Origin of the sequence: Enterococcus sp. AZ071, from assembly GCF_050499065.1 — a bacterium.
Lineage (GTDB): Bacteria > Bacillota > Bacilli > Lactobacillales > Enterococcaceae > Enterococcus_A > Enterococcus_A ferrettii.
Genome location: NZ_JBIPAS010000001.1, coordinates 1,449,265 through 1,461,718 on the forward strand (window position 1 = coordinate 1,449,265; position 12,454 = coordinate 1,461,718).

At 36.9% G+C, this 12,454-nt stretch carries 12 protein-coding genes; 4 read left to right on the forward strand and 8 right to left on the reverse strand.

The genetic code is table 11. From position 1 onward, the window contains the following. Nucleotides 1–182 precede the first annotated feature (182 nt). Nucleotides 183–1,574 carry a L,D-transpeptidase gene (locus IGI49_RS07170; protein ID WP_429963953.1) on the forward strand — a complete coding sequence of 464 codons (1,392 nt, stop codon included), beginning with the start codon at nt 183–185 and terminating at the stop codon, nt 1,572–1,574. A 43-nt stretch (nt 1,575–1,617) separates the two neighbouring features. Here IGI49_RS07170 and IGI49_RS07175 read toward each other — a convergent pair whose 3' ends face one another. Further along, nucleotides 1,618–2,994 (reverse strand): hemolysin family protein, encoded by a 1,377-nt coding sequence (locus tag IGI49_RS07175; RefSeq protein WP_207702282.1) that lies wholly within the window; start codon nt 2,992–2,994, stop codon nt 1,618–1,620. A gap of 103 nt (nt 2,995–3,097) precedes the next feature. Beyond that, nucleotides 3,098–4,222 carry an AI-2E family transporter gene (locus IGI49_RS07180; protein WP_429963954.1) on the reverse strand — a complete coding sequence of 375 codons (1,125 nt, stop codon included), beginning with the start codon at nt 4,220–4,222 and terminating at the stop codon, nt 3,098–3,100. Between the two features lie 87 nt (nt 4,223–4,309). Between IGI49_RS07180 and IGI49_RS07185 the strand changes: the two genes are divergently transcribed. Continuing rightward, nucleotides 4,310–4,744 (forward strand): GNAT family N-acetyltransferase, encoded by a 435-nt coding sequence (locus IGI49_RS07185; RefSeq protein ID WP_429963955.1) that lies wholly within the window; start codon nt 4,310–4,312, stop codon nt 4,742–4,744. A 31-nt stretch (nt 4,745–4,775) separates the two neighbouring features. Here IGI49_RS07185 and ntdP read toward each other — a convergent pair whose 3' ends face one another. The 3 genes from ntdP to recX form a co-directional block, all read right to left on the reverse strand. After that, the gene (gene ntdP, locus IGI49_RS07190; RefSeq protein ID WP_207702279.1) at nt 4,776–5,309 is read right to left on the reverse strand and encodes a nucleoside tri-diphosphate phosphatase; all 534 of its coding nucleotides are present in this window, start codon (nt 5,307–5,309) and stop codon (nt 4,776–4,778) included. 95 nt (nt 5,310–5,404) lie between these two features. After that, nucleotides 5,405–6,559 (reverse strand): A/G-specific adenine glycosylase, encoded by a 1,155-nt coding sequence (gene mutY / locus IGI49_RS07195; RefSeq protein WP_429963956.1) that lies wholly within the window; start codon nt 6,557–6,559, stop codon nt 5,405–5,407. Beyond that, a complete protein-coding gene (recX, locus tag IGI49_RS07200; RefSeq protein WP_429964984.1) occupies nt 6,552–7,352 on the reverse strand; it encodes a recombination regulator RecX in 801 nt (266 codons plus the stop codon). Before recX ends, mutY begins: the two co-directional genes overlap by 8 nt. 94 nt (nt 7,353–7,446) lie before the next feature. Here recX and rlmD point away from each other — a divergent pair, with 94 nt between their 5' ends. Continuing rightward, entirely contained in the window at nt 7,447–8,820 is a 1,374-nt protein-coding gene (gene rlmD, locus IGI49_RS07205; protein ID WP_429963957.1) for a 23S rRNA (uracil(1939)-C(5))-methyltransferase RlmD, read from the forward strand. Nucleotides 8,821–8,919: 99 nt separating this feature from the next. On the opposite strand, the gene IGI49_RS07210 is transcribed toward rlmD, so the two are convergent. The 3 genes from IGI49_RS07210 to IGI49_RS07220 all read right to left on the reverse strand — a co-directional run bounded on the left by IGI49_RS07210 (nt 8,920) and on the right by IGI49_RS07220 (nt 11,456). Further along, a complete protein-coding gene (locus tag IGI49_RS07210) occupies nt 8,920–10,134 on the reverse strand; it encodes an LCP family protein (RefSeq protein WP_207702277.1) in 1,215 nt (404 codons plus the stop codon). 173 nt (nt 10,135–10,307) lie between these two features. After that, nucleotides 10,308–10,916, reverse strand: coding sequence for a superoxide dismutase (locus IGI49_RS07215; RefSeq protein WP_429963958.1), 609 nt, complete (start codon nt 10,914–10,916; stop codon nt 10,308–10,310). 72 nt (nt 10,917–10,988) lie between these two features. Next, nucleotides 10,989–11,456 (reverse strand): GtrA family protein, encoded by a 468-nt coding sequence (locus IGI49_RS07220; protein WP_429963959.1) that lies wholly within the window; start codon nt 11,454–11,456, stop codon nt 10,989–10,991. A 152-nt stretch (nt 11,457–11,608) separates the two neighbouring features. Here IGI49_RS07220 and IGI49_RS07225 point away from each other — a divergent pair, with 152 nt between their 5' ends. Continuing rightward, on the forward strand, nt 11,609–12,424 hold the full coding sequence (locus tag IGI49_RS07225; RefSeq protein ID WP_429963960.1) for a DUF1189 domain-containing protein: 816 nt from the start codon (nt 11,609–11,611) through the stop codon (nt 12,422–12,424). The last annotated feature ends 30 nt before the right edge of the window (nt 12,425–12,454 follow it).

Below are 12,454 nucleotides of genomic sequence, written 5' to 3' on the forward strand. Positions count from 1 at the left end.
GTTTTTACAGAAAATCTTCATCCCTTTCTGATTTTTGAAAATTTTCTGTTAAAAAAGCACATACTTTTTAATTAACTATATTTACAAAAACATTTCTTATGTTACAATAAGGTTGCAAAAATTTCAGAAAAGCGTCTATTTACACTCTTGCTTTAGTCTAACCCATTTTAAAGGAGGACCTCATGTATTTATCCAAAAATTTTATTAAAAAATTCTTACTCTTGCTGCTTCTAAGTTTGCTCTTTCTTTTTATCTATTTTAGGAGCCATTTCCTTCCCTGGGCAAAAGTAAATACTACTTCAGTTGGCGGCTTAACTATCCAACAATCTCAGAAGAAATTAGAAAAAACATATCAAACAGTTTCTATCTCTTTAACACAAAATAATACTCCGATTCTCTTAACAATCGGCCAGCCTTACAAGATCTCGGAGGATTTTCTAAAAGCTAATCTGCACCACGCCTCTACTTTACTGCCCCTAGCAAATAGAACAATGGAACAGGTAACTACCCAAATCAATGCTGCTGACTTTGGTATTGAGATAGAAAATCAATCAGCACTTGTAAGTCATAAAAATCAGAAATTTGTAATTCAGCCCGAGAAGCAAGGCACTCAGATCGATCGACAACAATTGATTAAGGTTCTTTATCAAGATATGACTGTTGGAAGTTTGAAGGAGGTATACCAGCTAACGGACTTTTATGTTAAACCTGAGCTCACAAGTGAAAACCTAAAATCAACCGTTCGAGATTTGAACCAGCTTCTAACTGAGGATAGATCATTAATCATTGCTAAAAAGAAAATTCCTTTATCAAAAAATATGATTATTGCTTCTGTAAATGAGTCTGGAACGCTGGATTCTTTATTGACTACTCAATTGGTTCAAAAACTAAATCAAAAGTATTCCACAATCGATCGTCCCGTTGATTTTGTAAATGTGCATGGCGAACATTTGCGTTTTAAAAATGTCGGTAACTACGGTTGGTACATTGATACAGAAAAAGCAGTAAAATTATTAAATAAACAATTGTTAGACAGCAAAATTGAGTCAATCGAGCTTCCTTTAAAAGGTAATCCATCAAAGCAACCGCTGCACGTAAAACAAAATTATATTGAGGTTGATTTAGAAAATCAAAAAATGTATTGCTTTCACAAGGGTAAAAAAGTGGTTAGTACCAATGTGATTACTGGTCAATTTATCAAAGAAACAGCCACTATCCCTGGTTTTCACACAATTATGGATAAACAAAAAAATACTTACTTAAGCGGAGCGCTCATCACAGGTGATGGTAGCTACCGTGTGCCAGTGAACTACTGGATGCCTTTTTTGAGCTATGGTCAAACCATCACCGAAATTGGGATACATGATACTGAACACAAAAAAGAAGCCTTTGGCGACCCTGAAGCTTTTAAAACTGGATTTGGAAGCTACGGCTGCATCAACACACCCTTAAATAAAGTGGAGAAAATTTACAAGTACAGTTATATCGGTATGCCAGTTTTCATCTATGGACACACCTACGATTATGCCCCAGGTGAATATGATAAACCTGTCGACTACGGAGAAGAAATTTGATAAAAAAAGGACTAATTCTCTAAACGAGATTAGTCCTTAACGGTTATCTTCTTGGTTCGTCATCTTCAAAATCCTTAGTAAACAAACGACGTTCTTCTTCAGGTTCTACACCTTTATCTTCATCAGGATGGAAAATTGCGCGGACGGTTAATACCCTAGAGCCTTCCATTTCTTCAGAGATCAAGGTTAAATTGTCAACGTCAAAAGAAAGTTTTTCACCTTCATCAGGAATGGTCCCTAGTGCAGTGATCAAATAACCAGCCATTGTATCTACATCACTCATATGAAGACTAGTGTCAAATTCTTCATTAAACTCATCAATCAACATTTTTCCATTGATTAAGTACTCCGTATCTGAAACCTTCTCATAAAGTTTTTCAATTTCATCGGATTCATCGTCAATCTCGCCAACGATTTCCTCCAATAGATCTTCTAAAGTTACCAGGCCTACCATTCCTCCGTACTCATCTAGTAAAATAGACATTTGATTCTGCGTCTTTTTCAACTCGTACAATAAATCATCAATAAAGATAGTTTCTGGTACAAACAACGGCTCCTGAATAATTTTATGCAGATCGATGTTTTCAAAGCCGCATTCTCTTGCTGCTTTCAGTAAGTTTTTCGTATGAACGATTCCTATGATCTTGTCTTTATCTTCATCGTACACAGGAATACGTGAATAACTCTCACTTAAAATTTCATCGACAATTTCAGTTACCGGGTCATTAATATCAATCATAAATGAATCGGTACGGGGAACCATGACTTCACGGGCTACTTTTGTATCTAAAGAGAAAACACCTTGCAGCATTTCAAGTTCTTCTGTCTCAAGGATGCCCTCGTTTTCAAGCATGTACCGCATTTCATCACGAGTCATTTTTGTATCTTCATCATCAAACTTCATTGGTGTTATCTTAGCCAGCAGGTTCGTTGAAGCTGTTAACAGCCAAACGAAGGGCTTAGCAATGACGCCTAATTTTCTAACCACACTTGATGTTACTTGGGCCACACTCTCTGTATGGGTCATAGCAATTCGCTTAGGATATAATTCACCAAATACAATTGAAACATAAGTTAACAAAAGCATGATTAATACATTCGCGAGAGTTTTAGCTACTGCAGTCCCACCTAGAACAGGTGCTAAACGAGCAGAGAGACTATCTGCCAAGGAAGCCCCTGACAAGATATTAACTAAAGTGATCCCAACTTGTATTGTTGATAAAAAGTTGTTTGGGTGTCTTATGATTTCCAAAAGCTTCTTGGATTTAAGATTTCCCTCTTCAGCTTTTTGTTCTACACGGTTTTTATTAACTGATACAACCGCAATTTCTGCCGCAGCAAGAAATCCGTTGATCAAAGTCAACACAACTAATAGTAAAAGTTGGAAGACTAACGACTGACTATCGGGGTCAGCATTCATAATTGCATTCGCTCCTTATTTTATAAACTGTTAAAAAAAAGTGGCACTCGGCCACAATAAAATCGTATCACAACACTAGTTTTTATGCAATCTTTGTTGCAATTTAACTTAAAATCTCTTGTTCCCGTTCCTCTTTTTTACTTTCCTTGAAAATTTTTACAATAAAAATCACCAGTGTTCTTAAAATTGCATAAACGGGAACCCCTAGAAAGACTCCTAAAATACCTGCTAAGTTCCCAGCAACCAATAGAATTAAGATGATAGTTAAGGGATGGATATTTAAAGATTTACCAATTACGTTGGGGTAAATGACATTTCCATCAATTTGTTGAACAATTACAACTATAACGATACACAAAAGTGCTTTAACTGGACTATCAAAAAAACTGTAGATTAGTGCAGGTGCTAAACCTAGATAAGGCCCTAAATAAGGAATCAGGTTAGTCAATCCAGCAATAACTCCAAACAAGAAGGCGTAATCGACGCCAATTAATAAGTACCCTAAAAAAGTAAACGTTCCAACAAATAAGCATTCAATTGCCTGACCACTAATATAGTCTGACAAGGTCTTATTCATTTGTCCTAATAACTCTTTAATATTTTCACGTTGTTTCGCAGGTAAAGCTCGTTCGATATTAGGAACTAATTTCTCGCCATCCTTCAACATGTAAAATAGAATAAACGGCACTGTAACAAGCAAGACAGCGACTGTGGCTATTTTGCTAATTAATGAACTTAAACTAGTAGTCACTCCTCCTAAGAACTGTTGTAAAATTGTCCCCGCAGAAACATCAAGATTATTGATGTATTTGTCGACATCCAATTGTTGGAACAAAGGAAAATGAGTTGCCTGATCACTGATTTCCTTCAGCCAGGATTGCATATCCAAGATAAAGCTTGGTATACTGGCAGCCAGTGAAGCCAATTGCTGGATCAGATTAGGAATAATACTCATGACCATCAGAACAATCAGCACGATTAATAAAAGAAAAATGAGAGCTATTGCCAAAATCCGTTTCATTCCTAAACGAGTCAGTAATCGTACAAGGGGATTTAATAAATAATACAAAAAGCCAGCAATCAAGACCGGAGCAAATAACGTCGTGAAAAATGTGCCAATCGGTTGAAAGACAAAATCAATCCGCGACGAAACCCAAATCAAGGTTGCTAAAATCAATAGCTCTAAAGACCAGAACATCAATTTTGAATTTTTGAGTTTTTCAAACATTTAGATACCTCTTTTATATGATTTGTTATATAGTATACAACAGTGAGTCCATTGAAGCAGTTTTTTTGAACTAGGAAGGTGAAAAAAATGAAAATCTTAATCACTAAAGATACAATGAGCGAGATCTATTTGGACGCTGTCAAAATCCGTCACAAGGTGTTTATTCAAGAACAAGGAGTTCCTTTAGAACGAGAAATCGATAAGGATGAAGCCTACAGCATTCACTTCGTCCTGTATACCGATGAACAAAACGCTGCGGCTACTGTTCGCTTGCTTCCGTTGAATACACAAGAGTTGAAACTACAGCGAATGGCTGTCCTAAAAGAATTTCGTGGTCAAAAATTGGGAGATGCTCTTCTTCAGGAAGCTGAGCTCTTTGCTAAGCAGCAAGGCTTCCAACAGATTCGGCTAGATGCTCAGTTAAGTGCTCAAACATTTTATAAAGCACATGATTATCAGACCTATGGTGAAGTTTTCCAAGAAGTCGGCATTGATCATATTCACATGAAAAAAGACCTATAAAAAACTGCTGATTCAAATCAGCAGTTTCTTTTTATTTCCGCGACAATTGCTTGTAGCGGTCATACCAAATATCAATATAGCCTGGAGAAAAAGGACCTTTGCCATTGTTAATCCAATCAACGAGAATCTTGACATTTTCTTTCAAAATAAAATCAATTTCCTTGGAGTAATGCATCTGTTTGCTGTGGGCTTCATATTCATCAACATCTAACAGTCGTTTCTCTCCATCTGGAAAGACTTTGACATCTAAATCATAGTCGATATACTTTAAAGCTTCATCATCCAATACATAAGGTGATGCTAGATTACAATAGTAGGAAACTCCTTTCTCTCTGATCATTGCTATTACATTGAACCAGTATTTCGTGTGAAAATAAACAATTGCTGGTTCACGAGTAACCCATCTGCGACCATCTGATTCGGTGACCAATGTATGATCATTCAATCCGATAATCGAGCACTCACTTGTTTTTAATACCATGGTATCCCGCCACGTTCGATGCAAGCTGCCGTCGTGTTTATAACTCTTAATGGTTATAAACTCTCCTTCTTTTGGAACTCCCATAGCTACCCTTCCCTCAGCGAAATTTAGTTTTCGCATTTGTTTGGGTGTTATCACACCGACATCAAAATTATTATAGCAATAAATCAGGCGCTTGCCTACCAATGATTGTCAGATGTTTGATTCTTTTCCCATACTCCAAGCATTTTTTGCTGAGGTTTTGGAAAAACGAAGTCATCAAAATCTGCTCTTTTTACCCATGTACCGCGATCTATAAGTGTATCATTCGTTCGACCATAAAAAACTAAAATGTGCCAACGCAAATGACTAAAGATATGGGTGACCTCTCCCAGTATTTTTTTCTGCCAAACTACCGGATCAGCAGAAAAAATTATTGGACTGTCTTCTGCTACTAGTTCACTAGAAAAGAGATTCACCTCTTCTGTATAACTGCTTTTTAGTTCCGTGAATTTTGCAGCTGAAATTTCTTCTAATGGGAACAGCCACATGCTGGCTAGTAATCCTGAATCAGGCCGCTGCTCCAATAAAAATTCCTGCTGGTTGTTTTCAATTATTCCTGCCACATAGTAAACATCCTTAGGCTTCATTTTTTTACTTTTTACTGGGAATTCCGTTGGGCGCTGTTCTTTGAAAGCTAAACAAAACTCACGTATCGGACACACTTCGCACTTTGGTGCAGTCGGAGTACAAATAGATGAACCTAAATCCATCATTGCTTGGTTAAAATCTCCTGGTTCTTCATGGCTGATGATTTTCCGCATCGCTTCATCAAAAATTTTCCGACTGCTGGCTTTAGCAATATCAGCTTCAATACAAAATAACCGGCTGACTACCCGCATTACATTTCCATCTATTGCCGGTTCTGGCAGTTTAAAAGAAATACTACCAATTGCTCCCGCTGTATAAGGACCAATTCCTTTTAAAGATCTGATATCATCAATGGTATGAGGAAATTGACCACTAAATTCGTTCAAAATTTGTTTGGCTGCAGTTTGTAAGTTTCTAGCTCGTGAGTAATAACCCAACCCTTCCCAGATTTTCAGCAACTTATCTTCCGGTGTTTCAGCCAAATCTGCTATTGAAGGGAAAGCTTCCATAAAACGATAGTAGTAGTCAATCACAGTATCTACTCGTGTTTGCTGCAGCATGATTTCCGAAATCCAAACCCGGTAAGGATCTTGATTGTATCGCCATGGCAAATTTCTTTTTTCCTTTTGATACCACTCCAAAAATTCAACTTGAAATTGCTGAATCCTCTCTGTTGTCCAAGATTCCCAAGAATTGTTATTCATCTTCTTCTTCCTCTTTTTTCGCAATAAATACATCAATGGCATCTAATGTAAAGCCCTTTTGATATAAGCTTTGCTTCACTTTTTGCTTTCTTTTAGCTCTATCAAAACGTTGATTCCTTCGCCAAAGCTTATCACCTTGTATTTCTAGTGCATCTTCTTCTTGTTCCTGCACTTCTTCAAAATCCAGTCCGTCAATTGCTAGTTTGATAATGTCAGAAGAGAATCCCTTCGTCATCAACGTTTGTTGCAGCTTCTGCTGTGTTTCTCTTACGCTTTTATCATGGAATTTCCGCATAGCTTTTTCAGCTGCACGTAAAGCGATCTCGTATTGTATCTCTTCTTCGTATAGTCCAAGACTTATTTCAATGTCTTGGTCATTTAGTCCTTTTTCCTTAAGCTTTTGTCTGATAACACGGGGGCCTTTGTCACCTAAACGCATTTGGGTTCGCACAAAGCTCTCACCAAATGTTGTATCATCTAGCAGATTCATTTCTCTTAAACGCGCGACAATTTTCTTCCGATCAGAAAAGTCGATCTCTTTTTCCTTTAAATAGCTATAAATTTCTTTTTCTGTCCGCATCTGATAACTTAAATAGTTTAATGCTAATTGAAACCCTGCGTCTTCATTACTGGCTTTTTTTATTTCAGTAATTTCTGCTTCGGTAATTTCTCGGTCTTTTAATAAACGATAATTAATTAAGGTATCCTCTGAAACACGCAAAACTTCTCCGTTAGACAGTTCTACTTCGTAAAAAGCATTCCGGCCCTTGTTTACTTTACTGATAGTAATAATCATTGATAGACCTCCTTTGCGAACATTAATTCTATCATAGAAAACAGCTTCTTTGGTAAAATTATGCTAAAATGTAGCCAGAAAGGAGCAGATTATGGCTGTTCAATTGAAAACCAATCAATCTCTAACTCTAAAAATTAAACGACTAGGTATTAACGGCGAAGGCATTGCTTATTATAAGCGGCTCATCGTTTTCGTCAAGGGAGCTCTCCCTAAAGAAACTATCATTGCCAAAATCACTAAAGCTACTCCTCGTTACGCTGAAGCAGAGTTGGTTCGTGTCAAGGAGGCAAGCAATGCTCGGATCACACCTCCTTGCCCTGTTTATGAAGAATGTGGCGGCTGTCAACTGCAGCATTTGGCTTATAACCAGCAACTGATCTTTAAAAAAGATTTATTAAAGCAAGCTCTGGAAAAATACAAACCGAAGGGCTTCCAGCAATACGAACTCCGCAGTACTCTAGGGATGGAAAATCCTTGGCGCTACCGTAACAAAGCACAGTTCCAACTACGAAAGATTGACAAAACGAATCAAGTGGAGGCCGGTCTTTATCAAAACAATTCACACCACTTAGTACCGATTACCGATTGTCTCGTTCAACAACCAGCAACTCAACAGGTAATGAACACAGCTGTACAGTTGCTGACAAAATATTCAATCCCCATTTATAATGAAAAGAAAAATTCTGGAATTTTGCGTACATTGATGGTTCGTGTAGGTATTGAGACTGGAGAAGTTCAATTAGTCCTTATTTCAAAAACAAAAAAAATTCCTCAAGTAAATGCGTTTATTCGTGAACTGAATCAGCGTTGTACGGAAGTCGTTTCTGTGATGCAAAATATTCAGGATAAAAAAACTTCTCTGATTATGGGAGATGAAACGATCCACTTATGGGGAAAAGAAACAATTGATGAACAAATCAATCAAGTTTCTTTTGAACTCTCTGCTCGTGCTTTTTTCCAGTTGAATCCGTCACAAACCAAAGTTTTGTATGAAGAAGCTTTGAAAGCCTTAGATTTAAAAAAAGATAAGACTATTGTAGATGCCTACTGTGGTGTTGGTACGATTGGGTTATCTTTAGCTGATCAGGCCAAAGAGGTCAGAGGAATGGATATAATTCCTCAAGCTATTCAAGATGCGCAAAAGAATGCTTCGAAAATGGGGTTAGCAAATACCCATTATGAAGTAGGCTCTGCTGAAGAACTGCTGCCCAAATGGTTAAGAGAAGGCTTTAAGCCTGATGCTATTATCGTTGATCCACCCAGAACAGGGCTAGACGAAAAGATATTGACTGCTATAGTAAAACAACCTAGCCAACAATTGATTTATATTTCCTGCAATGTTTCAACATTAGCAAGAGATCTTAAGCCCTTGTCAGAAATTTACAATGTTGATTACCTGCAATCAGTTGATATGTTTCCCCAAACTGCTCGTTGTGAAGTCGTTGTAAAACTGACAAAAAAATAGTCTTGGAAATGGTTTGTTTTTTACTTAAAGCAAACCATTTTTTTGTCAGTAAAAAAAAGACTAAACAGAAATTTCTGCCTAGCCTGTGCAATATTTAGTTTAGTATCCATATCCTGTCGCAGGCTGCAAATAGTCCTCCGCAGGTGCTTGTTGATTATAGCCATTGTCATACTGTTGTTGGTTTTGATCATAACCAGTAGTATCTTCTGTGTTATAGGTATTTCCGTAGTCGTTGGCTGTTCCTGGATCATAAGTGCCTTGTTGATCGTAAGTATTGGTAGCATCATACTCAGTTGTATCTTGAGTACCAGCTTCTGAAGAACTACCATCTGTATCATCATAAAACAAATTGTATGAGTCAGGGTCTGCCAAATTGGGTAAAGTTTTAGCTGTTGGTAGATTCAATTGCTTCTTCAAAGTATTTTGAATATTGAGCAATTCATTGGTTCCGAGAATTTGGTAATAAATTTCGTCAATCAGCTGGCTTTCGCCATCCAGTTGTTTCTGGTCAATCTTTTTAAAGGCTGGCAAGTAATCTGTCCCAATATCTAACATATCATCCCAAGAAAGATCTGTTTTCATGTTCTTTTCAACAGCTTTTAAAATCTTCCGATAATTGCTTACACCATTGATCGACATTGCCTTGTTCAAAATCTTTGTAACAACTTCACGTTGGCGTTTTTGACGACCAACATCACCTTCTGGATCTTCATAACGCATACGTGCATAAGCCAAACCTGTCTCACCGTCTAAGGTTTGTTTACCTTTTGCAACTTCGATACCATCAAGCTCAAAATCATATTGATTATCAACCTCAATACCACCGACTGCATCAATTAGGTCCTTCAGACCACGCATATTAATCGTTACATAATGATCAATTGGAATATCTAATAAATTTTCGATGGTGTCCATCGCCATACCCTCGCCGCCAAAAGCATAGGCATGATTCAATTTATCGTTGGTACCATACCCAACAATTTTCGATAGTGTATCTCTACCCAAACTCACAATAGTTGATTTCTTCTGTTGAGGATTAACGGTTACCACCATCATACTATCTGATCGCCCTTGTTCATCACGACCTAAATCCCCAGTATCTACGCCTAATAAAAGAATCGAGAACGGCTCAGCATTATCGATATTTGGCGTATCTTTATCTGCCCTTGAACTGTTTCGTTTAACAGTTTGACGAATATTGTCCACCATTTGACTAGCGTCTTTTGTTACCTGTACCGCATAAATTGTTGCGCCTCCAACTAGGCAATTTACGAGAATTAATATTCCAACGATGACTTTCTTCCAACGACTCATGGCACACCTCTATTTACGATTTTTACAGTTCATTTTCTCACATAGCCGATAAGGTTTCAACGTTTTTCATAAAAGAGCAAAATTTTCTATAAAAAATTTTAAGTTTAAACCCTTGAAACTTCACAAGTAACCAAAAAAGACACTCAAGAAATGAGTGTCTCGTTACTTCAAAATTATTTTGCTGCTTCAAAGTTTTTGTTCACTTGGTCCCAATTCACAACATCCCAGAAAGCTGCGATGTAGTCAGGTCGAACATTTTTATATTTTAAATAGTAAGCATGTTCCCAAACGTCTAAACCTAAAACAGGTGTTTTACCTTCTGAAAGTGGCGTATCTTGATTTGGTGTAGAGGTAATTTCTAGTTTTCCATTATTGACAACTACCCAAGCCCAACCAGAACCAAAACGACCAGTTGCAGCAATTTTAAATTCTTCTTTCATTTTTTCGAAATCGCCAAAGGCTTCATCAATCGCATCTTTAATTGCTCCAGTTGGTTTGCCACCAGCATTTGGTGCCATAATTTTCCAGAAGAAGCTATGATTAGCATGTCCGCCCCCATTGTTGCGAACTGCTGTTTGAATATCTTCAGGAACTTCATTTAAATTAATCATCAATTCTTCGATTGATAGTTCACCTAACTCAGGATACTTTTCGATTGCTGCATTTAAATTCGTCACATACGTGTTGTGATGCTTTTCGTGATGTAAATGCATTGTTTCTTCATCAATGTATGGTTCCAATGCGTCATATGCGTAAGGTAATTCAGGTAAAGTATAAGCCATTTTTTATTTCCTCCTTAGAAATAGGTACATTAAAATCTTATCAGATTATCACAGGCTTTTCAAAGTATATGCTTACTTTTCTTCCGATTTTGAAGAGGATTCTTCAATAATTTCTACTTTCTTGAAGATAAATACTTTACTAAATACATAATTAGCCACCACTACTACAATTTGAGTAATAATTTTAGCTACTAAATTCCCTGTACTAAATATATCAATGAATAAATACATGCATGCCATATCCATACCAAAGGAAATAATCCTAGCAAACAAGAACTTGCTAAATTCCCAGGTCAATGCCCCAAGTGTCTCCGTTTTTGATTGAAAAACCCATAGCTTATTGGTCACAAAAGCAAATAACACCGAGCAAATCCATGAAATCGTGTTAGAAATCGGCCAGCTTAAATGAAACATTTGATATGCAATAGTAAAGGTTACAATATTAACCACCGTTGCCAAACCACCAAAGAATAAGTAGATAAATATTTCCCAAAGTTTTTTTTCTTTTAAATAGCTTTCAAATTTACGATAATAGTTCATTCACTTTCACCCTTCTCATAATTCCACTTTGTACCTTACAGTAGTCTTTTGTCATAGTCAATTCACTGTATAAATTCTTTTATCTTTTTTTCCCATTGCCTTGTTATTCCAGTAGTACTTCGCTACAATGATTGATAGATTGGAGCGATCATATGACATTTAGTCAATTAATAAAAGGAGCGACTTTTCGCTTTTCCACACTGAAAGATGCAAAAGATATTCCTTTCTGGAAAGCAATCATTTATCTTATTGTTCTAAGTATCTTTTTATCCCTACCGATAGTTTACGAAGGAATGCAGGTACTGCAGGAAATTAAAAGTGACAGCACAAAAATTGCTCAGAAAGTGCCCGATTTCCAAATAGAAAACGGCGAGATTCAAGCGGAAGGCTCAAATAATGGCTTTATCTATCAGACAAACTCTATCATTTTGACCTTTGATCCTGAAGGTAAACGTACAGAGAAGGATGTTGCAAATGATTTAGTCGGAAACTATTTTAGTGTCGGTCTATTAAAAAAGGAAGCTGTTTTAGCGTTACCTGATATGGGCGGTGTTAGTACTTCCCTATTTGGTGATAATGTTTTACACTTTTCTTATGAGAAAGAACCCTTCAGCGAACTTACTGGTAAAGGTTTGCGAGCAGAGTTGGAGAATCTTCAGTTACCAGTTTGGGCACCTATTGTTATGCTGTTAGCTGCACTCTACCCAACAATCATAAATTTAATCGTAACCTTATTGTTTACCGCAATTGCTGGTCACCTATTCGCCAAGTTTAGACTTCGGCAGGTCACTTTTTTTGAAACATTCAAAACAATTATTTTCTGCGCGACAATTCCTACGATTGTATCCATGATTATCATGTTCTTTGATGCTAGTTTTGATTCAAGCCTGCTAATCACTTGTATTAGTGTTTTTATCTATTTTCAAGTCAGCAACAATTATCCAAAAATGAAATTGCCCAATACTTAACTGTTTACAAAGCTGTAAACAGTTTTTTTG